At 56.8% G+C, this 23,808-nt stretch carries 24 protein-coding genes and 1 tRNA gene; 16 read left to right on the forward strand and 9 right to left on the reverse strand.

Annotation, left to right across the window (positions count from 1 at the left end):
• Positions 1–87: 87 nt before the first annotated feature.
• Positions 88–1,521, forward strand: a complete 1,434-nt coding sequence (locus ACR0LY_RS05195) for a sensor histidine kinase (RefSeq protein ID WP_170348359.1) — start codon at positions 88–90, stop codon at positions 1,519–1,521.
• Between the two features lie 835 nt (positions 1,522–2,356).
• On the opposite strand, the gene ACR0LY_RS05200 is transcribed toward ACR0LY_RS05195, so the two are convergent.
• Positions 2,357–2,443, reverse strand: a tRNA-Leu gene (locus ACR0LY_RS05200).
• Between the two features lie 142 nt (positions 2,444–2,585).
• Between ACR0LY_RS05200 and ACR0LY_RS05205 the strand changes: the two genes are divergently transcribed.
• Positions 2,586–3,245 carry a DsbA family oxidoreductase gene (locus ACR0LY_RS05205; RefSeq protein ID WP_170348358.1) on the forward strand — a complete coding sequence of 220 codons (660 nt, stop codon included), beginning with the start codon at positions 2,586–2,588 and terminating at the stop codon, positions 3,243–3,245.
• A gap of 39 nt (positions 3,246–3,284) precedes the next feature.
• On the forward strand, positions 3,285–3,941 hold the full coding sequence (lipB, locus tag ACR0LY_RS05210) for a lipoyl(octanoyl) transferase LipB (RefSeq protein ID WP_170348357.1): 657 nt from the start codon (positions 3,285–3,287) through the stop codon (positions 3,939–3,941).
• Positions 3,942–4,230: 289 nt separating this feature from the next.
• Here lipB and ACR0LY_RS05215 read toward each other — a convergent pair whose 3' ends face one another.
• Positions 4,231–5,175 (reverse strand): cation diffusion facilitator family transporter, encoded by a 945-nt coding sequence (locus tag ACR0LY_RS05215; protein WP_170348356.1) that lies wholly within the window; start codon positions 5,173–5,175, stop codon positions 4,231–4,233.
• A gap of 81 nt (positions 5,176–5,256) precedes the next feature.
• Between ACR0LY_RS05215 and ACR0LY_RS05220 the strand changes: the two genes are divergently transcribed.
• The gene (locus ACR0LY_RS05220; protein ID WP_170348355.1) at positions 5,257–5,682 is read left to right on the forward strand and encodes a MerR family transcriptional regulator; all 426 of its coding nucleotides are present in this window, start codon (positions 5,257–5,259) and stop codon (positions 5,680–5,682) included.
• On the opposite strand, the gene ACR0LY_RS05225 is transcribed toward ACR0LY_RS05220, so the two are convergent.
• Positions 5,683–6,102, reverse strand: a complete 420-nt coding sequence (locus ACR0LY_RS05225; protein WP_170348354.1) for an HIT family protein — start codon at positions 6,100–6,102, stop codon at positions 5,683–5,685. It lies immediately after the preceding gene.
• A 304-nt stretch (positions 6,103–6,406) separates the two neighbouring features.
• On the opposite strand from ACR0LY_RS05225, the gene ctaD reads away from it, so the two are divergent.
• The 4 genes from ctaD to ACR0LY_RS05245 all read left to right on the forward strand — a co-directional run bounded on the left by ctaD (position 6,407) and on the right by ACR0LY_RS05245 (position 10,497).
• Complete coding sequence (gene ctaD / locus ACR0LY_RS05230) at positions 6,407–8,065, forward strand: cytochrome c oxidase subunit I (protein WP_170348353.1); 1,659 nt, start codon at positions 6,407–6,409, stop codon at positions 8,063–8,065.
• 162 nt (positions 8,066–8,227) lie between these two features.
• Positions 8,228–9,256 (forward strand): bestrophin family protein, encoded by a 1,029-nt coding sequence (locus tag ACR0LY_RS05235; RefSeq protein ID WP_170348352.1) that lies wholly within the window; start codon positions 8,228–8,230, stop codon positions 9,254–9,256.
• A gap of 105 nt (positions 9,257–9,361) precedes the next feature.
• Positions 9,362–9,961 (forward strand): 2-hydroxychromene-2-carboxylate isomerase, encoded by a 600-nt coding sequence (locus tag ACR0LY_RS05240; protein WP_170348351.1) that lies wholly within the window; start codon positions 9,362–9,364, stop codon positions 9,959–9,961.
• A gap of 44 nt (positions 9,962–10,005) precedes the next feature.
• Positions 10,006–10,497, forward strand: coding sequence for a DUF2244 domain-containing protein (locus tag ACR0LY_RS05245; protein ID WP_170348350.1), 492 nt, complete (start codon positions 10,006–10,008; stop codon positions 10,495–10,497).
• Between the two features lie 25 nt (positions 10,498–10,522).
• Here ACR0LY_RS05245 and ACR0LY_RS05250 read toward each other — a convergent pair whose 3' ends face one another.
• Complete coding sequence (locus ACR0LY_RS05250; RefSeq protein ID WP_170348349.1) at positions 10,523–11,008, reverse strand: GatB/YqeY domain-containing protein; 486 nt, start codon at positions 11,006–11,008, stop codon at positions 10,523–10,525.
• A 183-nt stretch (positions 11,009–11,191) separates the two neighbouring features.
• Here ACR0LY_RS05250 and carA point away from each other — a divergent pair, with 183 nt between their 5' ends.
• Both carA and ACR0LY_RS05260 read left to right on the forward strand, forming a co-directional pair.
• A complete protein-coding gene (gene carA / locus ACR0LY_RS05255) occupies positions 11,192–12,358 on the forward strand; it encodes a glutamine-hydrolyzing carbamoyl-phosphate synthase small subunit (protein ID WP_170348348.1) in 1,167 nt (388 codons plus the stop codon).
• A gap of 84 nt (positions 12,359–12,442) precedes the next feature.
• Positions 12,443–14,320, forward strand: a complete 1,878-nt coding sequence (locus ACR0LY_RS05260) for a twin-arginine translocase subunit TatC (RefSeq protein ID WP_170348347.1) — start codon at positions 12,443–12,445, stop codon at positions 14,318–14,320.
• Here ACR0LY_RS05260 and ACR0LY_RS05265 read toward each other — a convergent pair whose 3' ends face one another.
• A complete protein-coding gene (locus ACR0LY_RS05265; protein WP_170348346.1) occupies positions 14,321–14,968 on the reverse strand; it encodes a GntR family transcriptional regulator in 648 nt (215 codons plus the stop codon).
• A gap of 100 nt (positions 14,969–15,068) precedes the next feature.
• On the opposite strand from ACR0LY_RS05265, the gene ACR0LY_RS05270 reads away from it, so the two are divergent.
• From ACR0LY_RS05270 to ACR0LY_RS05280, 3 genes are all read left to right on the forward strand, one after another.
• Positions 15,069–15,713 carry a pyrimidine 5'-nucleotidase gene (locus tag ACR0LY_RS05270; RefSeq protein WP_170348345.1) on the forward strand — a complete coding sequence of 215 codons (645 nt, stop codon included), beginning with the start codon at positions 15,069–15,071 and terminating at the stop codon, positions 15,711–15,713.
• 86 nt (positions 15,714–15,799) lie between these two features.
• Positions 15,800–16,048: a hypothetical protein gene (locus tag ACR0LY_RS05275; RefSeq protein ID WP_170348344.1), complete on the forward strand. Its 249-nt coding sequence runs from the start codon at positions 15,800–15,802 to the stop codon at positions 16,046–16,048.
• 76 nt (positions 16,049–16,124) lie between these two features.
• Complete coding sequence (locus ACR0LY_RS05280) at positions 16,125–17,321, forward strand: UbiH/UbiF family hydroxylase (protein WP_170348343.1); 1,197 nt, start codon at positions 16,125–16,127, stop codon at positions 17,319–17,321.
• Between the two features lie 10 nt (positions 17,322–17,331).
• On the opposite strand, the gene ACR0LY_RS05285 is transcribed toward ACR0LY_RS05280, so the two are convergent.
• A complete protein-coding gene (locus tag ACR0LY_RS05285; RefSeq protein WP_170348342.1) occupies positions 17,332–18,459 on the reverse strand; it encodes an aminotransferase class V-fold PLP-dependent enzyme in 1,128 nt (375 codons plus the stop codon).
• Between the two features lie 233 nt (positions 18,460–18,692).
• Between ACR0LY_RS05285 and ACR0LY_RS05290 the strand changes: the two genes are divergently transcribed.
• Positions 18,693–19,394, forward strand: a complete 702-nt coding sequence (locus ACR0LY_RS05290; protein WP_170348341.1) for a GntR family transcriptional regulator — start codon at positions 18,693–18,695, stop codon at positions 19,392–19,394.
• Between the two features lie 6 nt (positions 19,395–19,400).
• Here the strand turns inward: ACR0LY_RS05290 and ACR0LY_RS05295 are convergent, their stop codons facing one another.
• Both ACR0LY_RS05295 and ACR0LY_RS05300 read right to left on the reverse strand, forming a co-directional pair.
• The gene (locus ACR0LY_RS05295; RefSeq protein WP_170348340.1) at positions 19,401–19,859 is read right to left on the reverse strand and encodes an Lrp/AsnC family transcriptional regulator; all 459 of its coding nucleotides are present in this window, start codon (positions 19,857–19,859) and stop codon (positions 19,401–19,403) included.
• Positions 19,856–20,311, reverse strand: coding sequence for an Lrp/AsnC family transcriptional regulator (locus ACR0LY_RS05300; protein WP_170348339.1), 456 nt, complete (start codon positions 20,309–20,311; stop codon positions 19,856–19,858). Before ACR0LY_RS05300 ends, ACR0LY_RS05295 begins: the two co-directional genes overlap by 4 nt.
• A 92-nt stretch (positions 20,312–20,403) precedes the next feature.
• Here ACR0LY_RS05300 and ilvC point away from each other — a divergent pair, with 92 nt between their 5' ends.
• Together ilvC and ACR0LY_RS05310 are read left to right on the forward strand one after the other, a co-directional pair.
• Positions 20,404–21,465 carry a ketol-acid reductoisomerase gene (ilvC, locus tag ACR0LY_RS05305; protein ID WP_170349375.1) on the forward strand — a complete coding sequence of 354 codons (1,062 nt, stop codon included), beginning with the start codon at positions 20,404–20,406 and terminating at the stop codon, positions 21,463–21,465.
• A gap of 78 nt (positions 21,466–21,543) precedes the next feature.
• Entirely contained in the window at positions 21,544–22,446 is a 903-nt protein-coding gene (locus ACR0LY_RS05310; RefSeq protein WP_170348338.1) for a DMT family transporter, read from the forward strand.
• On the opposite strand, the gene glmM is transcribed toward ACR0LY_RS05310, so the two are convergent.
• Positions 22,443–23,786 (reverse strand): phosphoglucosamine mutase, encoded by a 1,344-nt coding sequence (gene glmM / locus ACR0LY_RS05315; RefSeq protein WP_170348337.1) that lies wholly within the window; start codon positions 23,784–23,786, stop codon positions 22,443–22,445. The genes ACR0LY_RS05310 and glmM overlap by 4 nt on opposite strands.
• Positions 23,787–23,808: the final 22 nt, after the last annotated feature.

Raw genomic sequence — 23,808 nt, forward strand, 5'->3', positions numbered from 1 at the left:
GCCAAACTGTGAACCCAATTCAGACCAACTAAGTCCTCATTATGCCGCTAATGGTACTGTCCAAGCGCGAAAAACGAAGACATCTAGATGACAGCCATCGACGCCAATCTGCCGGACCGGGATTCTGGTGAAACGGAAAACCGGCTTCTGCAAAACATAATAGATTATACTGCCATGAGCTTTGCGCTTCTGTGGCAGCGGCAGGCTATTTATCTGGCCACGACCATTTTGACTGCGTTCTTCTTCGATCCCGTAAACGCCATGCTGTTCTATGGGACAATCCTCATATGCGAAGCGCAAGATCTATTGCTGGCCAAACGCGTACCGCGCTTAAAGCCAGATCAGCACAAAGCAATTAGTATGATGGTTGCTTGGATTCTGTTGAACACGATCCTCAGCTCAACTGCAATCTGCCTGTATGCTGTTTCAGTTGCTTTCGCACAACCCGCCGGCGGTCACTTTACTCCAATGTTCTTCTTGTTTGCTGCGGCGTTGTTTGCTGCAATGAACAACCATCAGTTTCTGTGGGCAATGATTGTCCGTCTGACCATGTACGGCGTATCGTTCATGTTGATTGTCGTAAAAGATATCTGGACCGAACGCCCCGAGCTTTCATCTGAACTCTGGCTGCACTTCTTCACCGTTATCTTTGTAATGTACTTTCTGATTGACTGTTCGATGGTGTTTCTGAAGCTCTACCGCAGGAACTTGGAACAACTCGAAAAGCTCAAAGCAGAGCACGAAAGAACAAAAGCGGCCTACATTGCGAAAACTCAGTTCATATCGACAGTTAGCCATGAACTGCGTACGCCTCTCACTTCGATCAAGGGATCACTTGACCTAATCAACACAGGCGCATTGGGTGAAGCACCAGAATCAATGCAAAGCCTCATTCATTTAGCAGGTAAAAACTGCGAACGGCTCGCATCCTTAATCAATGATGTGCTGGACATTCAAAAAATGGAAGCGGGCGAGATGAACTACCGCGAAGGAACTGTTGATGTACATGCGCTGATTCAGGAAGCGATTGCATGTAACATGGGATACACCAGTGCTCACAACGTAGAAATTGTAGAAGACTTAAGGGGAAACAATGATCTGTACGTTAAAGGTGATCCCTCCCGCCTTCTTCAGGTGTTGGCCAACATTATCTCCAACGCAGCTAAATTCTCCCTTGATGGAGGCGAGATAACCGTCGGATGCGAGAAAGTCGGCGGGAATATTCGCCTCTTCGTCAAAGACCATGGCATCGGGATACCTGAGGGGTTCCATGACAAAGTATTCGATCGCTTTTCCCAGATAGACTCCTCCGATGAACGTCACGCAGGCGGTACCGGACTCGGGATGCACATTTCAAAGGAAATTGTTGAGCATTTTGGCGGTACAATAGACTACAGAAGCAAACTTGGTGAAGGCACAGAGTTCTTTGTTATGTTTCCCGCGATAAGCGGGCACGAGGTAGGTTCCGCCGGAGCCGAGCACACCTCACTAACCTGCGCCGCGCAACCGGAGCAACGATAACGAATTCCTGCCAAGCAATTTCGATGGCACATCACTTTGCATCTTTGAAGCAATCCCGTGATTCAGTAGCGGATTTTCAGTGGTGAAGTTATCCCTATGATCACAAGACCTCGTGGCACACTCGAGATCGTCAGTGGTAAAATGAGGGAGCCTGCATATTGCCAAAGCAACTCCAAAAAGAAAATGCTGTCCCGATCATACGATCGAAACAGCACACTCGTTACCAAATACACTTCCGAAGATGCAGTAGATTCACAACTTTCGGCAAATAGGCCTACTACTTGCAGGCCGCGATATTACTACGAACATCATAAGGGATGAGCTGTCCGAGCACCGAGAAATTCTCGTGTTTTGTTCGTTTTAGTTGTTCTAATTGATGTAAACCGGAAACAAAAAAGCCAATGACCGCAGGACTGTCAACATATTCAGCTGCTTCATCGATTGGGCGCACTCTATTTGAACTAATTCACTCAAGTTTTGACGCCCAACTCAGATTGTATGGTCGTCGCAGTTATTAGGCCCGTGTTGCACGTTTATCTCAATACTCGCGGCTGATCAGCCTTCACATGTGCGGCAGCTAATTACGTTGACGCCCTCATACAGCCTTTTAACCAGCAGTGGAGATTCATCCTCGATAAACAGTAGTTGGTGGAAGCCATTTATGTACTTGATCGGTTGTCGGCACTCTACTCGACGATCGGAGGCATCAGCGCACGCGTGCAGAAGCAGCGAAAGCGACTACGTTGCGCCGATGACCAAATCACAAGCCTTTAGGTGGACCAAGATCGTTCACGCCAACATGATAAATTGAAATTACACAACGAGATGAATTATTTGGTGCGGTCGAGAAGACTCGAACTTCCACGGGAGTTACCCCACAGCGACCTCAACGCTGCGCGTCTACCAATTCCGCCACGACCGCACTGCCAGTGACTTAGTAGTGGGGCGTATAGACGCAGATGATCAGGATGTGAAGAGACAAAAACACGCCAGTTTGAATTCCCCGTCTGTATTCATATCTGTATCGTCAACGTATCCTTCATCTTCCGCTCAGGAGTCTGAACATGACTGCCGCAGATCCCCGCCCCGTCCTTCAGATCGACATCATTTCAGACGTCGTCTGCCCCTGGTGTATCGTCGGATTTCAACAGCTTGATCTGGCTCTGAAGCAGGAAAATGTTCTGGCGCGCCTTAGATGGCATCCGTTCGAACTGAACCCGACCATGCCGCCAGAAGGCCAGAACCTGCGCGAGCATATCATGGAGAAATACGGCTCGACCGCGGAACAAAGCCAACTGAATCGGGATCGGCTGACGCAGTTGGGGGTCGAGCTGGGGTTTGCGTTCAATTTCAATGAAGACAGCCGAATGGTGAACACCTTTGCGGCCCACCAACTGTTGGACTGGGCCGAAGCTCAGGGCCGCCAGCATCCGCTTAAACTTGCCCTGTTCAAGGCGTATTTCACCGACCAGAAGGATGTGTCGAAGATTGATGTGTTGCTTGAAGCAGTTGCAGAGGCCGGTCTGCCCGTTGACGCGGCGCGATCTGCGCTGGAATCCGGTGCGCATGTCGCCGCAGTACGTAAGAAGCAAGAGTTCTGGACCAGCCGGGGTATTTCCGGTGTCCCGTCAATGGTGTTCGGCGGCAAATATCTGGTGACCGGGGCGCAGGGCACAGACACCTATGCCCAGATTCTGCAAAGGTGCCTGGCCGAGGCCGCCTGACCCCTTCCCCTTGCCGCACCTGCGCGATATGGAACCGCCATGGAATGGAAGATCACCGACGGGTTAACCGATTACACCGAAGCCGTCGCCTTTATGGAGGCGCGCGTCGCGGCCATCGCTGCGGGCGAGGCGGACGAGTGTGTCTGGCTGCTGGAACACCCGCCGCTCTATACGGCAGGCACCTCGGCCCGGTCCGAGGATCTGACGGATCCAGATCGCTTTCCGGTCTACGAAGCCAAGCGTGGTGGAGAGTATACTTATCACGGCCCCGGTCAGCGCGTGGCTTATGTCATGCTGGACCTGAACAAACGCGGTAAGGACGTGCGGGGCTTTGTCAAAAAGCTTGAGACTTGGGTGATCGCAGCCTTGGCCGAGTTCAACGTTAAAGGCGAAATTCGCGACGGCCGTGTCGGCGTGTGGGTGCAACGTGATGACAAGCCGCTTACGGTGACCGGCCAGCCAGCCGAAGACAAGATCGCAGCCATTGGATTGCGCCTGCGCAAATGGGTCAGCTTTCACGGTATCTCAATCAATGTTGAACCTGATCTTGAGCATTTTTCCGGCATCGTCCCCTGTGGAATCAGCGAGCATGGTGTGACGTCTCTGGTCGATCTAGGCTTGCCTGTAACGATGGCCGACGTGGACGCTGCCTTGCAAAAAACCTTTGCGGATAGTTTCGAAACGACCATCGCATAACCTGAATTCGAATCGCTAAACGCGGCAAGGCGAATTGACAATTCCCCCTAAGAATTCCCTTTGTTTCCGAACCCGTATGCAATCTGCCATTTAGCTCGTTAATTTTGAGTTTATTTGGCGGAAAGCTCACTCAGAACGATACAAATTGCGCGTTAACGGGTAGTCTAACTTTACCGTTCTAGAGTGAGTGGTGTGTTAAACCGGTGATCCCTGAAGACCTGGGTGTCGGAAAAAGTGTTTGTTTACGAGTCTGCCGTTCCGACCCCAAAATCGGAACGGCAATTCCTTTTCAGGACCCTTGCAAATTGTCATGTCCAAACCGGGGCAATGCTGCATGCGTTTTGCCCGCGCGCTCTAACTCCAATGTGACATGCCCGATTGCGAACCGCGACCTCAGGGTTTCTTTCACCAACAATCTTATGGTTTCCGCGTCTGTCCAGCTTTGGGCGTCGATCTCAAGATGCGCGGTCAGGGCTGGTTCCTGCTCCTGCATGCTCCAAAGGTGGATATGGTGGACACCGGCCACTCCTTCAGTGGCTTCGATCGCGGTGGCCACATCCTCGGGCGACAGATTGGGCGGCGCGCCCAGCATCAGCACCCGGATCGTTTCTCCGATCTCAGATTTCACGTGCCACAGGATGTAGACCGAGATCAGGATCGTCACCGCAGGGTCGACCCAGGTCCAGCCAAACAGTATGACGGCCGCACCTGCGACAATGACGGCAACCGATCCAAGGGCGTCAGCGACATTGTGGATAAAGGCCGCACGGATGTTCATGCTGTCCTTCGACATCGAATAGGTCAGCGCAGCGGTGATAAGGTCGACGACCAAAGCAAGCGCGGCGATCCAGACAACCATCCAGCCGTTGACAGGCTCGGGCTGGAAAAACCGCATGACACCTTCGTACAACAGATACACCGACAACACGATCAGTGTGGTGTAATTGACCAGCGCCGCGACCACCTCAGCGCGACCATAGCCAAAACTCATACGCGGATCGGCGGGTCGACGGGCAATCTTACGTGCGAAAAAAGCGATGATCAGGGCGATAGCGTCCGAAAAATTGTGCAACGCGTCTGCAATCAGTGCCAGAGACCCGGAAAGGATGCCGCCGATGACTTGCGCCAGGGTCAGCAGCATGTTCACCCCTATCGCCCCTGCGACGCGCATATCGCCTGCGTCCGGGTCGATAGGGTGATGTTTATGTCCCTCGTGGCCGTGATGATGTGCCATGGTGCCGGTGTTCCTTGTTTTGGCGGGACAGTACATGTAATTCCTCTAGTCACTAGAGGTTCAAGAGAGGAAAGCCGAAAAATGTACTCGATCGGAGAGCTTTCCCGGCGAACCGGCGTCAAAGTGCCCACAATCCGGTTTTACGAAGACAAAGGGTTGCTGCCAAAGCCGGAAAGAACGGCTGGAAATCAGCGCCGGTATGACACTGCCGTATTAAATCGGTTGCAGTTCATTCGCCACGGGCGAGACCTTGGCCTGCCTTTGAGCGATATTGAGGCACTGTTATCCTTGGAAGGCGCGCATGGCGATGATTTGAACCGGGCACATGAAATCGCCGAACGTCAATTGGCGGATGTACGCGAGCGTATCGCCCAATTGGTCAGGCTTGAGGCGGAACTGACCCGTATCGCCTCGGCTTGTGACGGTGGGCACGACCATGTTTGCGCCGTGCTCCACACGTTCGGCGACCACAGCGCGTGCCTTGGGCCGCACGACGGCAAGGGGTGATCAGACCAGCGCTGCTTTGATCTTGTCCGCATGCTGGGCGATCAGGTCGAAGTCACCCATCTTGCCCGGAGGCCGCATGGCAACACCTTCCTGACGCGGCAGGATGTGGACATGCAGGTGAAACACCTCTTGTCCGCCTGCGGCCTCGTTAAATTGCTGAACGGTGACCCCGTCTGCGTCAAACGCCTTGACCACAGCGTTCGCCAGCTTCTGCACGGTTGCCGTAACGGCAGCCAGTTGCGCAGGTGATGCGTCCAGCAGGTTCCGGCAGGGTGTTTTGGGGATCACCAACAGATGCCCGTCGGACCGCGGCATGATATCCATAAAAGCCAGCGTTTCGTCATCCTCGTACACGCGGGTCGCGGGAATTTCCCCGCGCAGGATCTTGGCAAAGATGTTGTCGGGATCGTAAGCGGCCATATCTTGTCTCCGGTTTCGGGAATTGGGGATAGTACTGCGACCCACACAACCGGGGGTCAAGGCGGAACTCTGCCACGCCGCACGAATGGGCAGAAGCGGACCCTTGAAATTTTGACAGCCATCGCCAGATAGGGCCTGACTGAGACCAAGAATTCGCGGGATTTCCTCCCACCCGCGACAATTATTCTTGATCCAGATCAAACTCGGCCATTGAAGGTGCCCCCTTCGCCCTCTAAAACCAGCAGGAATCCCGCGCGCCAGAGAGGTCTGGCTGCGCGGTGCAGTTGCAACAGGAGGCACCTAAATGGCAGACGCAGCCATTCATGGTCACGAGCATGAAGATAATCGCGGATTCTTTACCCGCTGGTTCATGTCGACCAACCACAAGGACATCGGGATTCTGTACCTGATCGTCTCGGCACTAGCCGGTCTGATCTCGGTTCTGATGACCGTTTACATGCGGCTCGAGCTGATGCACCCCGGTGTGCAGTTCATGTGCCTGGAAGGCTTCATGGCCGACCCGTGTACCCCGAACGGACACCTGTGGAACGTGATGATCACCTACCATGGTGTTCTGATGATGTTCTTCGTTGTCATCCCGGCTCTTTTCGGCGGATTTGGCAACTATTTCATGCCGTTGCAGATCGGCGCGCCGGATATGGCGTTCCCGCGGATGAACAACCTGTCCTTCTGGCTGTACGTCGCCGGTACCTCGCTGGGCGTGGCTTCGTTGCTGAGCCCCGGTGGGAACGACCAGCTTGGTTCGGGTGTCGGATGGGTTCTATACCCGCCGCTGTCCACGACCGAGGGCGGCATGTCCATGGACCTTGCGATCTTCGCCGTACACGTATCGGGCGCCTCCTCGATCCTCGGCGCGATCAACATGATCACCACCTTCCTGAACATGCGTGCCCCTGGCATGACGCTGTTTAAGGTGCCGCTATTCAGTTGGTCGATCTTCGTCACTTCGTGGCTGATTCTTCTGTCGCTGCCGGTTCTGGCCGGCGCGATCACCATGTTGCTGATGGACCGCAACTTTGGCTTCACCTTCTTTGACCCGGCAGGTGGCGGTGACCCGATCCTGTATCAGCACATCCTGTGGTTCTTTGGCCACCCGGAAGTGTACATCGTGATCCTGCCCGGCTTCGGCATCATCAGCCACGTGATTGCGACCTTCGCACGCAAGCCGATCTTCGGTTACCTGCCAATGGTCTGGGCGATTATCGCAATTGGCGTTCTGGGCTTCGTCGTATGGGCGCACCACATGTACACCGTTGGCATGTCGCTGCGTCAGCAGGCGTACTTCATGTTGGCCACAATGGTCATCGCGGTGCCGACAGGCGTCAAGGTCTTCTCGTGGATTGCCACAATGTGGGGCGGTTCCATCGAGTTCAAGACGCCGATGCTGTTTGCCTTCGGCTTCCTGTTCCTGTTCACCGTTGGTGGTGTGACCGGCGTTGTACTGTCGCAGGCAGGTATCGACCGCGCCTATCATGACACCTACTATGTCGTTGCGCACTTCCACTATGTGATGTCGCTGGGTGCTGTTTTTGCAATCTTTGCCGGTGTCTACTTCTACTTCTCAAAGATGACTGGTCGTCAGTACTCAGAGTTCTGGGGCAAGGTTCACTTCTGGCTGTTCTTCATCGGCGCCAACCTGACCTTCTTCCCGCAGCACTTCCTGGGCCGTCAGGGCATGCCCCGCCGCTACATCGACTATCCTGAGGCTTTCGCCCAGTGGAACTTTGTATCGTCGATTGGTGCGTTTATTTCCTTCGCTTCGTTCCTGCTGTTCTTCGGCATCGTGATCTATGCCCTGCTGCGTGGCGCGAAAGAGACCCGTCCGAACCCTTGGAACGAATACGCGGACACGCTGGAATGGACCCTGCCCTCGCCGCCGCCTGAGCATACGTTCGAGCAGCTGCCAAAGCAGGAAGACTGGGACAAAGGCCACGCGCACTGATCCCGCAGTCCGATAAACCCATTAAAGCCCCGCCTTGAGCGGGGCTTTTTTTTGTGTCCGGTCTCTGCACCCTGTCCGGCACGTGCATAGACACATCCAGCACCATGGGAATAGTATTCAAAAACAGGAATTCAGGGCGCCCCGGCGGAAGACACGCAAACCATGATACTTCATGATGGCATTTCGATTAGAAAACTGCTCAAAGGTTCGGTCGGTTTTATCGGTATCGTTCTGGCCTGGATTTTACTGGTTCAGGTGATCGATGAACTGACGCCGATTGACCTGATTTCGAATCCCAGCCCACCAGTAGCGATGTTGGGTTTGGCAGTGGCGTTTTTTCTGGGCTTCAAGAACACTTCCACCTATGGCCGCTGGACCGAAGCCCGCGGGGTTTGGGGTGATATCGCCAATACAAGCCGGGACTGGGGCAATACGATCAGTACCTTGGTTCAACCAAATGGCTCAGTGATTGAAGAAGACCTGCGCGATGAACTGATCGAGCGGCACATCGCCTGGATAAACATGCTGGCCTATCAGCTGCGCCAACCTGCAATTACCGGTCGCAAACGCAGGCCATGGATGTTCGGCCACAAGCCCGTATCAGGCCACGAAGACCTGCATCAAAATCCCGAAAGCTGGCGGAGTAGTCAACTTGAGGCGGATTTGCCGCTGTTAGAGGACAAGACCAACCGCGCGGCCTGTCTTATCAACCTGCAGGCCCGTCGTTTGTCAGATATGGCGCAACAGGGAAAGATCGACCCCTTCTGGCACGTGGCGCTGATGGATCGCTTATCCCGGTTTACGACGGCGCAAGGCCAGTGCGAGCGGATCAAAAACACTCCATTCCCGCGTCAGGTTGCCGAGGTCGGCCGCCTGTTCAGCTGGATATTCATTTTCCTGTTGCCTCTGGCCTTCAACGACGAACGTTCCATCATGGTGGGCACCGATGCCTCGATGATAAGAACATTGCTGTTCGACTGGATGACCTTTGCCCCTGTCGGAGCGCTGGTTTGCTGGATCTTCTTTGTGACCGAGCGCGTCAGTGCCTCGATGGAGGATCCGTTCGAAGGGGATGTCACCGACGTGCCAATCTCGGCGCTGTGCCGAACAATCGAGATTGATATGCGTCAGATGACCGGCTGCGGTGTTGCGCCCCAACCCGCGCAACCTGTCGAAAAAGCCCTGTTTTGAACAACGTGCCACCACGCTGGTGAACCGCGTGTTTCAGGCAAAATTCGAAAATCCGACCATTTTAGGGTATGATAGGTGAAGGAACTCTGAGATCGGAGTGATTACATGCCCGAAATTGATTTTTGGTATTCCATTGGCAGCACCTACAGCTTCCTGACGATCATGCGGCTGGATGATTGGTGCGACGAACATGACGTTGCCGTAACTTGGCGGCCCTTCAACGTACGCACGGTCATGGCGGATCAGAAGAATATTCCCTTTGCAGGTAAACCGGTGAAGTCCGCATATATGTGGCGCGATATCGAACGTCGGGCCGCAAAATATCACATCCACGCCAAGCTGCCTGTACCCTACCCGATCTCGGACCTGGCGCTTGCCAATCAGGTTGCCTTGCTGGGTATGGGCGATGGCTGGGGTAAGAATTTCACGTTGGCCCTGTATCGCATTTGGTTCGAAGAAAATATCGAAGCCGGCAGCGAAACCGCGATCTCAGAAGCGCTGCACAGATGCCAGCAGGACCCGCGCCTGGTACTGTCCCGCGCTCGCAGCCCTGATACCGTGGCCGCACTTGAAGCGGAAACCGAACGGGCCGCCAAGCTGGGTGTTTTCGGCGCCCCCAGCCTTGTCGTCCGCGGCGAGGTTTTCTGGGGAGATGACCGACTGGACGACGCGCTATCCTGGGTGCGTGTTGGCCACGTTGCGTAATCATTTCCCTTCGAAACGCCACAGCATTGCGCTACATATCAGCCATGCCCTACCGATGGACAAAAACGTCTGAAACTGAACAGGAATTGCGCCTCTGGCCGCATAATTCACTGCCTCCACGCGGGGCGATGATCGTGATTCTGTCCGTGTTTCTGTTTGGACTGATCCCGCTGTTGGCAGTGCTTGGGTCGATCATCCTTTGGGGGCTTTTGCCTTTCCTGCTAGTAACCGTTCTGGGACTGTGGCTGGCGATCCAGACCAACTATCGCGCGCGCAGCGTGTTCGAGATTCTGACACTGACTGGCACGCGGGCGCACCTCGTCCACCATGACCCGCGCAGCGGTCAGCAAGAATGGACCTGCAACCGCTATTGGGCCCGCCCCGAAATGCATAAACGCGGTGGACCTGTCCCGAATTACGTGACGCTGACCGGAGATGGGCGCGAAGTTGAAATAGGGTCATTTCTGTCCGAGGAAGAACGCATCGCGCTATACGACGACCTGATACAAAAACTGCGCGAACCGGTCGCGCAGTAAAAGCCGTTTCAGACTGAAAGAAGGATCAGCAACCGCCGCCTGTTGCCGCGCAAAGCTGATCTTTGACCATCGGCCCGACTTTGCCAAAATCCATCTGGCCGGTGTACCGGGTCTTAAGTTCTCCCATCACTTTGCCCATGTCGCGGATCGAACCCGCACCTGTCGCAGTGATTGCCGTTTGAATGGCCTTGGAAACCTCGTCATCGTCCAATTGCTTGGGCAGAAACTCCTCGATGACTTCAACCTCACGCAACTCTCGCTCGGCCAAGTCCAGCCGTCCGCCTTCTTCATAGGCGCGTGCGCTTTCCTTGCGCTGTTTGGTCATTTTACCAAGAATTTCAAGGACCTCGGTATCGCCGCAGCCCTTGGCCTCTTCGTTTTCTGCAGCCCGCGAGGCAATATCGCGGTCCTTGATTGCGGCATTGATCAAGCGCAGCGTCGACAGACGCTCGGCATTCTTGTCTTTCATTGCTTGCTTCAGGGCTGAGTTCACCCGTGATCGCATATCCATATGTTCTGTCCATCCCCATGGAAAAGGAACCCTGACCATATCGAAACAAAAAGCGTGATACAACAGGGGGTGAATATCGCTAAGTAATTGATTTTTCACAATAGCCCAAATTTTGAACAGACTTGACCCAGCGCCACAACCCCCTTAGGTATGCGCCGATTTACCCAGCAGGAGAGTCGCCCCATGGCCCAGAACGCCCCGTCCAAGCCCACCGCATGTCTGGCTTTGGCCGACGGAACATTGTTCTACGGGATGGGCTTCGGTGCCACCGGCCAAACCGTGGCCGAGTTGTGCTTTAACACTGCCATGACCGGATATCAGGAGATCATGACCGATCCCTCTTATGCCGGTCAGATCGTGACCTTTACTTTCCCCCATATCGGCAATGTCGGTGTAAACCCCGAGGATGACGAAACCGGCGATCCGGTTGCTGCCGGGATGGTGGTAAAATGGGACCCGACCGATGCGTCCAACTGGCGCGCAACTGAAGAGTTGAAGACCTGGCTGGCCAGCCGTGGCCGCATCGCTATCGGCGGTGTGGACACCCGCCGTCTGACGCGCGCCATCCGGCAGCAAGGCGCGCCGCATGTGGCGCTGGCCCATGACCCCGAGGGCAATTTCGACATCGCTGCGCTGATTGCCGCTGCGCGGGGTTTTGCTGGGCTTGAAGGCATGGATTTGGCCAAAGAGGTCACCTGCGCCCAAAGCTATCGCTGGGATGAGATGCGTTGGGCCTGGCCCGACGGATACACCCGTCAGGAAGCCCCCGTGCACAAGGTTGTCGCCATCGATTACGGTGCCAAGCGCAACATCTTGCGTTGCCTGGCGTCGGCTGGATGCGATGTAACCGTATTGCCCGCCACCGCGACAGCGGCCGAGGTACTGGCCCACAATCCTGACGGAGTGTTCCTCTCCAACGGCCCCGGCGACCCGGCCGCAACGGGCGAATACGCCGTGCCGATGATCAAAGAGGTTCTGGACACCACCGAACTGCCGGTCTTTGGCATCTGCCTTGGCCACCAAATGCTGGCGCTGGCGCTTGGCGGTCAGACCGTCAAGATGAACCACGGCCACCACGGCGCCAACCACCCGGTCAAGGATATGGACACTGGCAAGGTCGAGATCACCTCGATGAACCATGGCTTTGCGGTTGATGCACAATCCTTGCCCGACGGCGTGGTGGAAACGCACCGCTCGCTGTTTGACGGGTCAAACTGCGGTATCCGCATGACCGACCGTCCGGTTTATTCGGTACAGCACCACCCCGAGGCCTCGCCCGGCCCACAGGACAGTTATTATCTGTTTGAACGCTTTGCTGAGGCAATGGCAGCCCAGAAAGCACAGGCATAATAGCCAGTTCGATCATAGTTAACCTGGTGTTAACCTAAATTGCGCAACCCTGACGTCTGGTAACCGCGTCAGGGTTGTTTCATTATGGTCGAATTAAACCTGCAGCATTTCGCGCGTGCCGCACCGATCCCTGCGCAAGACCGTAAGCCATTGGGGGCGTGTCTGATTGATCGAGGTCTGATCACCCGGTCACAACTGGACGAGGCGTTGTTTCTGCAATCCTGGCAACAGGCACCGCTGGGCGAAATTCTGGTGGCCGAAGATTGGGTCACCCGTCAGGATATTCTCTGCGCGCTGTCCGAACAAACCGGTCTACAGATTGCCGATATCAACAGTTCGCCCCCGCCCCTGGAACTGTGTCAATTTAAACCAGTTGAATTCTGGCTGAAACATAACGTCATTCCCTGGCGCCGCCTGGGTCCAATCCTGCTTGTGGCAACTGCGCGACCCGATCTGTTCCCCGCCGTGCGCAGCGGGTTTGAGGATGCCGGTTACACCGTCATGCCGGTACTCGCCGGTGCCGATCAGATCGACAACACCATCGCGCGCATTTACGCCTCTTCGCTTGCCCAATCGGCCGAAACGCGCGTGGAGCTGGATCAAAGCTGCCGATCATGGACCCCGAAATCTCGTATAGGACCCGCCCTTGCCCTAACAGGGCTTACGGGGCTGTTTGCTGCTTTCCCCAAGACAGGGCTGACCGTTCTGGTCGCCGCCGCCGTGATCAGCCTGGTCTTGTTTTTGTGCCTGCGTCTTGCCGGGCTGCTGGCCTTTGTCTGGCATTCGGTAAAACACCGGCCCAAGGCAAACCCAGCAGCCCCGCCACAAGCGTTGCCTTGTGTGTCGATCATGGTGCCGCTTTATAAGGAACGTGAAATCGCCGATGCGCTCATTCATCGGTTGCAACGGCTTACTTACCCCAAGGCACTACTGGACATTATTCTGGTGCTTGAGGAAACCGACGAGGTAACACGCGCCACTCTTGCCCAGGTTGCTCTGCCCAGTTGGATCAGAATCGTCGAAGTGCCCGAGCTGAACGGTCTGACCACCAAACCCCGCGCCATGAACTATGCGCTGGATTTCTGCCGCGGCGATATTCTGGGTGTCTGGGATGCCGAGGACGCGCCGCAGCCTGATCAGATCGAACGTGTCGTCCGCCATTTCGCGCAGGCGGACGAAGATGTTGTCTGCTTGCAGGGCGTATTGGACTACTACAACCCTCGAACCAATTGGCGGTCCCGCTGTTTTACCATTGAATACAACAGCTGGTTTCGGGTCGTCCTTCAGGGCGTCGCGCGGCTTGGGCTTGTTGTGCCCTTGGGCGGAACCACGTTCTTTTTCCGCCGCGACAAGCTGTTGGAGTTGGGCGGCTGGGACGCCCACAACGTCACCGAGGACGCCGATCTTGGTGTGCGCCTTTCGCGCGCGGGCTATCGCACCGAAATGGTGGACACCGCCACCTATGAAGAGGCCAATTTCCGCGCCTGGCCTTGGGTACGACAAAGATCACGGTGGCTAAAAGGGTTCATGGTGACCTACCTGGTTCACATGCGGGCCCCCACGCGGCTGCTTCAAGATCTGGGGCTATTTCGGTTTTTAGGCGTGCAGGCCTTTTTCCTGGGAACTGTCGGGCAATTCCTGCTGGCACCGGTTCTGTGGCTGTTCTGGCTGACAAGCTTTGGCTTGGCCAGCCCACTAGACCTCATTCTCTCTGACAACGCTCTGGCGGCACTGATCGGCCTTTTTCTAAGCGCCGAGATCATCAATATCGCATTTGGCGCCATCGCCGTTTCAGCACGTGAAAGACGGTTTCTATTGCCATGGGTGCCGACCATGCCGCTGTATTTCCCATTGGGTGTTCTGGCGGCCTATAAAGCCTTATGGGAATTGGTGCTGAACCCGTTCTTCTGGGACAAAACGCAACACGGGCAGGCCAGTGAAGAAAGCCTGCCGCCCGCGTGATCAGTTCTCGCGCAGAACCGCGTCCTGTTTCAGCCGCGTCATGAACGCCACAGAAATGTGATCCTTGAGCGCGCGTGCCGCGGCCTCTTCGTCGCGCGCAGCGATGGCTTCGACAATTCCCTTATGTTCGCTCTGCGCAATCTCACCGCGCCCTTGCACCGCCAGCGACGTCGTGGCCATCAGCGCCATGGTGCGATGCACAAGATCCAGCTGCTGCACCAGATAGCGGTTGTGCGAGGCCAGATGTATCTGCTCATGAAACCGGCGGTTCGCCCGAGACAAAGCCTGAGGGTCGTCGACCAGCGCGTCATCCTCGGTCACCATTTCCTGCAGCACTTTGATTTCTTCTTCGGTGGCGTGCTTTGCGGCCAGCTTGGCCGCTAACCCTTCCAACTCGCGTCGTACGACGTACAACTCGGCCATCTGGTTGTGGTTCAGCGAGGCCACGATCAGTGACCGCCCGTCCCGCTCCAAGAGGGATTGCGTTTCTAGTCGCTGCAGAGCTTCGCGAATAGGTGTGCGCGATACACCGAACCGTTCGGCAAGCTCGCTTTCGACCAGACGGTCGCCAGGCTTGTAAACGCCTACGTCGATCGCTTCGAGAATTAGGCTATAGGCGTCTTTGGACGGCTGTCTGGACTGGGGCATATGGTGATTTGTCTCCTCGTTCGGATATGTCTATCCGTCACTTGCCCTTTGGATCAAGAGCAGCATTGAAAACCGTGCCTTTGCGGCCTAAACAAACCCCATGGTCAAACCAGCTTTTGCTCACGTCACCCAATGGGTGTTCGACCTCGACAACACGCTCTACCCGCCGCATATGCGCCTGTTCGATCAGATCGAGGTGTTGATGACGGATTACGTGGTGCAGGCTATCGGCGTTGACCGGGCCGAAGCGGATCGGCTGCGCTCACATTACTGGCGGCAATACGGAACTACGCTGGCTGGGCTGATGGCCGAGCATGATCTGGACCCCGATCCCTATCTGCACGCCGTCCATCAGGTCGACATGAGCCACATGGACCCCGATGCCGAACTGGCCGATCACATCCAATCCCTGCCCGGTCGTCGGATCGTGTATACCAACGGCAGCGCGCCCTATGCGGAACGTGTACTTGAGGCGCGCGGCCTCAACGGTCTGTTCGATGCGATCTACGGGGTCGAACACGCCGGTTATCGCCCCAAGCCCGAACAGGCAGCGTTTGAGGCGATCTTTGCGCAAGACGGAATCGATGCTGCGCAGGCCGCCATGTTCGAGGATGACCCGCGCAATCTGGCCGCCCCGCATGCAATGGGAATGCGCACCGTCCACGTCGCGCCCGAGCCGCACGAGGCGGACCATATCCACCATCACACCGACGATTTGACCGCCTTTCTGGCTCGCCTGCGATAGGCTGTCACACTGCGACGATCCGCACATTCTGCAGGTGCGAAATCGATCCTATATGCGCCTCAGCGACGAACAGAATCGGAGACCCCATGAGCGCGATCGAGATGCCTCGGCGCCTGCCCATCTGGCAGCGCCTGTTGTTTGCAATCCCCGTTTTCGGCTGGCTGGCCCGCGATGCCGCCAATGGAACGGCCGAAGATTGGTATTACACGGCAGCCGCCATTTTCAGCATGTGGGGATGTTCGGCGCTGCTCTTCGGCCTGCCTGGGCTTTACATCCCGGCCGTCATGATGGTGCCGATGATGTTCATCCTGCTCATCCTGATCTCGCGCGGCTGACACACGGGACAGGATGTCACTTGGCACCGGCCTTGGAACCGAACTAGGTTCTGCCCAAGACTCGGAGACCAAGGCCATGACTGACAGCTGTGATATCCTGATTTCTGGCGGAGGAATCGCCGGACTGACCGCTGCGGCGGTCTTTGGAACTGCCGGGTTCGACGTGGTTTGCGTCGACCCCGCGCCACCGATTACCGAACGAGATGTGGACGGATCCGACCTGCGGACCACCGCCTTTTTGCAACCTGCGCATGGGTTGTTGGCTCAATGCGGGCTGTGGCAACGGCTGGACGAATACGCGGCACCCCTTCAGATCATGCGAATCGTGGATGCAGGAGGCGACGTTCCCGAACCCCGCGTAGTGCGCGATTTCAACGCTGCCGATATTTCGGACCAACCCTTTGGTTGGAACCTGCCCAACTGGTTGCTGCGGCGCGAGATGGTGACCCGCCTGACCGAACTTCCCAATGTCGATTTCCGCCCCGGCACCGGTACCGTCAGCCTGTTTACGCGCACCGCCGAAGCCCGTGTGGGGCTGAGCGATGGCAGCCGTATTCGCTGCAAGCTGGTGATCGCCGCAGACGGGCGCAATTCCCCGATGCGCGAGGCCGCGGGAATCAGCGTCCACACCACCCGGTATGGCCAAAAAGCACTGGCCTTTGCGGTCACACATCCGATTCCGCACGACAATGTCTCGACCGAGATTCACCGTTCCGGCGGGCCGTTCACTCTGGTCCCCCTGCCCGACTGGCAAGGACAGCCCTCATCGGCGATTGTGTGGATGGAGCGCGGCCCAAGGGTGGTTGAATTGCTAAACACCGACCCCGAGGCGTTCGAGGCGCTGATGACCGAACGCTCTTGCGGGTTGTTCGGGCCGCTGAAACTGGCCTCGCGCCGGACGATCTGGCCGATCATCAGCCAGTCGGCAGAACGGCTGGCGGGCGAAAGGGTTGCCCTAATGGCCGAGGCTGCCCATGTGGTGCCCCCCATCGGCGCGCAGGGATTGAACATGTCACTGGGTGATCTGCGTACCTTGCTGGATTTGGCACAAGCACGACCCGAGGGTCTGGGCGATGCTCAGATGTTGGACGCTTATCACAAGGCCCGCCACACCGAAATCGAGATGCGTGTCAAAGGTATCGACCTGCTGAACCGCGCCTCGATGATCGAGGCGCGTCCACTGCGGGATGCACGGGCGATGGGGTTGAGCGCGCTCTATTCCCTGCCGCCCGTACGAAAGACATTGATGCAGATGGGCCTCGGCGTACGCTGAGGCTCTGCAATCAAAGAACCAGATCCAGTACACGCTTGAGCCGCGCGATTGTGCCATCAACGTCATAAAGCTTGTCCAACCCGAACAGACCCAACCGGAACGTGCTGAACCCTTCGGGCTCATCACATTGCAGCGGAACACCTGCTGCGATCTGCATACCCAAAGCGGCGAATTTCTTGCCATTCTGAACTTCGGGGTCCGACGTGTAAGTGACCACAACCCCCGGCGCGCCGAACCCGTCGGCCGCGACCGAGATCAGCCCTTTGTCTTTCAGCATCGCCCGCACCCCGTTGCCCAAGGCCCACTGAGCGTCCCGCAACTTTTCAAAACCGTAATCACGGGTTTCAACCATGGTGTCCCGGAACGCTTGCAGCGCGTCGGTTGGCATGGTCGCGTGATACGCGTGCCCCCCGTTCTCATACGCCTGCATAATCTGTCGCCATTTCTTCAGATCTACAGCGAAACTGTCAGACGTTGTCTCCTCCAGCCGCGCTTCGGCCCGTTCGGACAGCATGACCAGACCGGCGCAAGGCGAGGCGCTCCACCCTTTCTGAGGGGCAGAAATCAGGACATCCACGCCGGTGGCCTTCATATCAATCCAGGCACAGCCCGAAGCGATGCAATCCAGCACCATCAATGCGCCAACCTCATGCGCGGCCTCCGCCATGGCAGTCACGTAATCATTCGGCAATATGAGGCCTGCGGATGTTTCCACATGCGGTGCAAATACGACATCGGGGCGTTGCTCGCGAATTGTTGACACCACCTCTTCAATCGGTGCCGGCGCAAATGGGGATGGGCTGGAGTTGCCGGTTTGCCGCGCCTTGAGCACGGTCGCCGATGCCGTCAAATCCGCAGATTCGATTATCTGGCTCCAACGATAAGAAAACCACCCGTTGCGCACGACCAGAACGTTGGCGTTACGCGCGAATTGGCGCGCCACAGCTTCCATCCCATAAGTACCGCCACCAGGGATCACCGCAACGCCATCGGCGTTGTAAACATCACACAAGATGGACGAAACATCGCGCATGACAGTCTGAAACCGGGCTGACATGTGGTTCAGCGACCGATCCGTAAAAACAACCGAAAACTCTTCGAGCCCGTTCGGGTCGATACTTTCCAAAAGCGCGGGCATGATATGTCCTTTCAAACTGTCCTTCAGAATTTTGAGGCCTTTTTCGAGAATGGTACAGCCCCAGTCTCGTGCTGATAATTGACGCAACGGAAGTCAAAATCCTAACAAAAAATTAACCACGAAAAGCTCTAATTGAACAACTCGTTGACGCCAAATAGGGTCACCACCCCTTTACACCCAGAGGTGTTTCTGAACAGATACATACACTTTGTACAAGAAAGGTATTGCTTCTCGTGACTGCTCAAAAGCGGATCAGTTTTCAGGTCGTACGTGACGAAGTTAAGCGGCGAATTGAAAGCCGGATTTGGCCACAAGGATCTCTGCTGCCGACAGAAACGCAGCTTGCTGAAGAATTCAATTGCGCGCGTGCAACGGTAAACCGCGCCCTGCGCGAGCTTGCCGAGCAAGGGTTCGTAGAGCGCAAACGCAAAAGCGGCACGCGGGTAAAAAAGGAGCCCAGCAAACACGCCAAGCTGGAGTTTTCTCTGGCCCGTCAATCAGTTGAGAATCAAAACTCAATCTATCGCTATGCACTTGTTGAACGGAATGTCGTATCCAGCCCCGGTTGGCTGGCCTCGCAACTCAGCGTTTCGTCCGAAGCGCGGGTGCTGCATGTGATCTGCATGCACTATGCGGACAACCGCCCCTTTCAGCTAGAGGAGCGCTGGATCAACATCGACACAGTACCTGACGTTGAGCATGCGGATCTCAACACGCGGGGCCCCCACGAGTGGCTGCTGAACGTTGCCCCCTTTACCGAGGCTGAGGTTGCATTCTGCGCAATTTCCGCCGACGGGAGGCTGGCAGAATTCATGGGCACCACTGCCGGAACGTCGATGATTCAATTGGAACGCACTACTTGGAAAGATGGTGTTCCGATGACCTTTGCCCGGATGACGCATCACCCCGGCTATTGCATCCGCACCAAATACTAACCTTGCTTAGCCGATTGGGCCGGGCAAGCGCTCTTCGCTCAGCAATACGTTTGCCTCGACCTCACCCGCGCCGGGTAAGGTCATGATCCGCCGTCGCAGCACCCGTTCGAAATCGGACAGATCACGTGCAACTACCCTCAGGCGATAGTCGTAAAGACCCAACACATGTTCGACCATCTGCACCTCGGGGATGGCGCTGACGGCGCGCTCAAAGTCTTCAAGGCTGACTTGTCCCTTGCGCGCCAGTTTGACGCCCAGAAACACGGTCACGCCGAACCCCAGCGCCTCGGCATTCAGACGCAGGCGACGGCCCTTGATGACCCCTGCTGTTTCCAGCCGGCGGATGCGCCGCCAGGTTGCCGGTTGGGACAACCCCAGCTTGCGCCCTAACGCCCCGGCACTTTGCGTGGCATCCTGTACCAGCGCACGCAGGATGGTCCGGTCGGTTTCGTCCAGTTCGATCATACCGGCAACACCTCGTTCCGCTTGACCCGCGCGATATGCATCAGCGCTTCGATATCGGCTATGTGCGGCAGGGTAAGAATACGATCGCGATAGATTTGCTGATAGTGCGTCATGTCGCGTGCAATCACCGACAGCCTCACGTCCACACGCCCCAAAAACGTCTGAATTTCAATAACTTCGGAAACACTCCGCGCGGCAACAGTGAATTCGTCAAACGCGCGCGGCTGGGTTTTGTCCAGCGTCACGCGCAGTGAAACCTCGACCGCATATCCCATCGCCGGCCAATCAATGACAACCTCTTGCCCCAGAATGACACCCGAGGCCTGCATCTTTTCAACCCGGCGCCAGCACACTCCCTGACTGATCCCGCAACGCTCGGCCAATTCGGCCATGGTCAGGGTCGGTTCGGCCTGTAAGTGACGCAGAATGCGCCTGTCCATATCATCCAGCATGATTTTTCCGGTTAAGTCAGATATCGCGCATAAATTTTCGCATTTCGCTTCAATAGTCGATTGTAAAGCGCTCGCCAATAGCTTTGGACCCTATTAGAACCGCAGCAACCGCAAATGAAAGGACCGAAAACATGCGCGTCTATTACGATCGCGATTGCGATATCAACCTGATCAAAGACAAAAAAGTAGCGATCTTGGGCTATGGCTCGCAAGGTCACGCCCACGCGCTGAACCTACGCGACTCGGGCGCCAAGAACCTGGTTGTCGCTCTGCGCGAAGGGTCGGCATCCGCCAAGAAAGCAGAAGCCGAAGGCCTGACCGTCATGGGCATCGCCGAAGCGGCGGCCTGGTGTGACGTCATCATGTTCACCATGCCCGACGAACTGCAGGCCGAAACCTACAAGAAATACGTGCATGACAACATCAAGCCGGGCTCGGCCATTGCCTTTGCCCACGGCCTGAACGTCCACTTTGGCCTGATCGAGCCGAAAGAAGGTGTCGACGTCATCATGATGGCCCCCAAAGGCCCCGGCCACACCGTGCGTGGCGAATACGTCAAAGGCGGCGGCGTACCCTGCCTGGTGGCCGTGGATAGCGACGCAACCGGCAAGGCGCTGGAAATCGGCCTGTCCTATTGCTCGGCCATCGGTGGCGGCCGTTCGGGCATCATTGAGACCAACTTCCGCGAAGAGTGCGAAACCGACCTGTTCGGCGAGCAGGCCGTTCTGTGCGGCGGTATCGTTGAGCTGATCCGCTGCGGTTTTGAGACTCTGGTCGAAGCGGGCTATGCGCCTGAAATGGCCTATTTCGAATGTCTGCACGAGACCAAGCTGATCGTTGACCTGATCTATGAAGGCGGCATCGCCAATATGGATTACTCGATCTCGAACACTGCCGAATACGGCCAGTACGTCACCGGCCCGCGCATTCTGCCCTATGAGCAGACCAAGAAGGCGATGAAAGAGACCCTGTCGGACATCCAAACCGGTAAGTTTGTGCGTGACTTCATGCTGGAAAACGCGGTTGGTCAGCCGACCATCAAAGCGGCACGCCGCCACAATGACGAGCATCAGATCGAGCAGGTTGGCAAGAAGCTGCGCGACATGATGCCGTGGATTTCTGCTGGCAAGCTGGTAGATCAGGAAAAGAACTGATCCTGACTGTTCTAAACGAAGGGGCGGCCAAGTGGCCGCCCTTTTTCGTCACAACCGCTTTTGACCCCAAGGCGCAACATGGTTGATCAACCCACATCCCGCGATTGGAGCGGCGTGATCGCTTTAGGCCTCATATGGGGCGGCACGTTCATGGTCGTCGCAATGGCGCTTGAGGGATACGGGCCAGTGACAGTCGCTACGGCGCGCACGACGCTGGGTGCCGTGACATTACTTGGGATGATGGCGTTGACCGGTCGCAAGCTGCCGACGGGCGATCTGAACTTGTGGGTGTTCATCGCCATTATCGGTCTGCTGTCTACCGCCCTGCCCTTCATGTTGCTCAGCTGGGGGCAGCAATATGTGGCCTCGGCCTTTGCCGGGCTGTCGATGGCGGCAATTCCGCTGATGGTTCTGCCATTGGCCCATTTCTTTTCAGACGAGCCGCTGAATGCCCGCAGGTTCCTTGGAGTCTCACTGGGATTTTGCGGTGCATTGGTGTTGATCGGGCCGGGTTTGGCGCAGATCGGACAAGGGGCTGAGCCGTTGGCGCAGCTGGCCTGCATCGGCGCGGCTTTGTGTTACTCCTGCGCGTCTATCTTCACACGGCGTTGCCCACCGATTGATCCTGTGGTGCTGGCGGCGCTGTCCTTGGTGGTGGGCGCCGTTCTTTTGTTACCCATCATGCTGGTGACCGAAGGCCTTCCACGTTGGGAAGGAACGCGCCCCGGTCTAGCCATCGTAGCGCTGGGGCTGGTGCCGACCGCCTTTGCCACCTTACTTCGCGTGTCGATCATTCGCAGCGCCGGGTCCGTCTTTCTGACGCTGGTCAATTATCAGGTGCCAATCTGGTCGATGGTTTTCGGTGCCTGGATCTTGTCCGAGGCCCTGCCCCTGCGCTTTTACATCGCGCTGACCATGATTTTGACCGGGCTGGCGATCAGTCAGTGGTTCAGCCTGCGAAAGATGCTGATCGGGCGTTAACCGGCGACCGCCTCGACCTCGGCCACGATACCGTCGACGACTTGTGTCAACAGGGCATCATCCTCGCATTCTGCCATCACGCGGATCAGGGGTTCCGTCCCTGACTTGCGGATCAGCAGCCGGCCTTGCCCGTTCAGGCGCGCCTCGGCATCCGCAATGGCCGCTTTCACGGCGCTGGTTTCCAGTGGGGTTTGCCCCTCGCCGTAACGCACGTTTTTAAGCAGTTGTGGAACGGTTTCGAATTGCACCGACAGCTCGGACGCCTTGCGACCTGAATGCACCATCTCGGCCAGGAAATGCAGACCGGCCATCAGGCCGTCACCGGTGGTGGCATAATCGCTCATGACGATGTGGCCCGACTGCTCACCGCCCAAGTTGAACCCGCCTTCGCGCATCCTTTCGACGACATAGCGGTCACCAACGGCCGTTCGTTCCAGACGCAGCCCTTGCGCAGCAAGGTGCCGTTCCAACCCAAGGTTCGACATGACCGTCGCAACCAGCGCGCCGCCTTCAAGACGATCCGCCTTGGCCCAACAGGTCGCCAGCAACGCCATTAGCTGATCTCCGTCAGCCACCTGCCCGTTTTCGTCAACCATCACCACGCGGTCGGCGTCACCGTCCAGACAGATACCCACATCCGCGCCGTGCGCGACAACCGTCTCGGCCGCCAGCTGAGGTTTGGTCGAGCCGCAATTCAGGTTGATATTCTTACCGTTCGGCGCGATTCCGACCGGAATGACATCTGCGCCAAGCTCCCACAAAACCTCGGGCGCCGTGCGGTGGGCCGCGCCGTTGGCGCAATCGACCACTACTTTCAGCCCGTCCAGACGCAGATCGCGGGACAGCGAGGATTTTACCCGCTCACCATATCGAAACCGCGCATCATCCACCCGCCGGGCACGGCCAATGTTCTGTGCTTGCGCCGGTTTGACACCCTCTTCGATCAGACGTTCAATCTCCAGCTCAGCCTGATCGGACAGCTTGTACCCGTCGGGGCCAAAGAACTTGATACCGTTATCCTCAGCCGGGTTGTGGCTGGCCGAGATCATCACCCCCAGATCCGCGCGCATCGAGCGGGTCATCAACCCTACCGCCGGTGTCGGTACAGGACCCAACAGCAGCACGTTCATCCCTGTCGAGGTCAACCCAGCAGTCAGCGCGTTTTCCAGCATATACCCGGACAAGCGCGTATCCTTGCCGATCACCACCCGGTGCGCACCGGATCGATCGCGACGGAAATACCGCCCCACGGCAGCCCCAATGCGCAGGGCCATTTCGGCCGTAATCGGATGAGTATTGGCGGTGCCCCGCACCCCATCGGTTCCGAACAGCTTGCGCATTGTCTAACTCCGTAGTTACTCG

It is taken from the genome of Ruegeria sp. BC5, assembly GCF_056539205.1.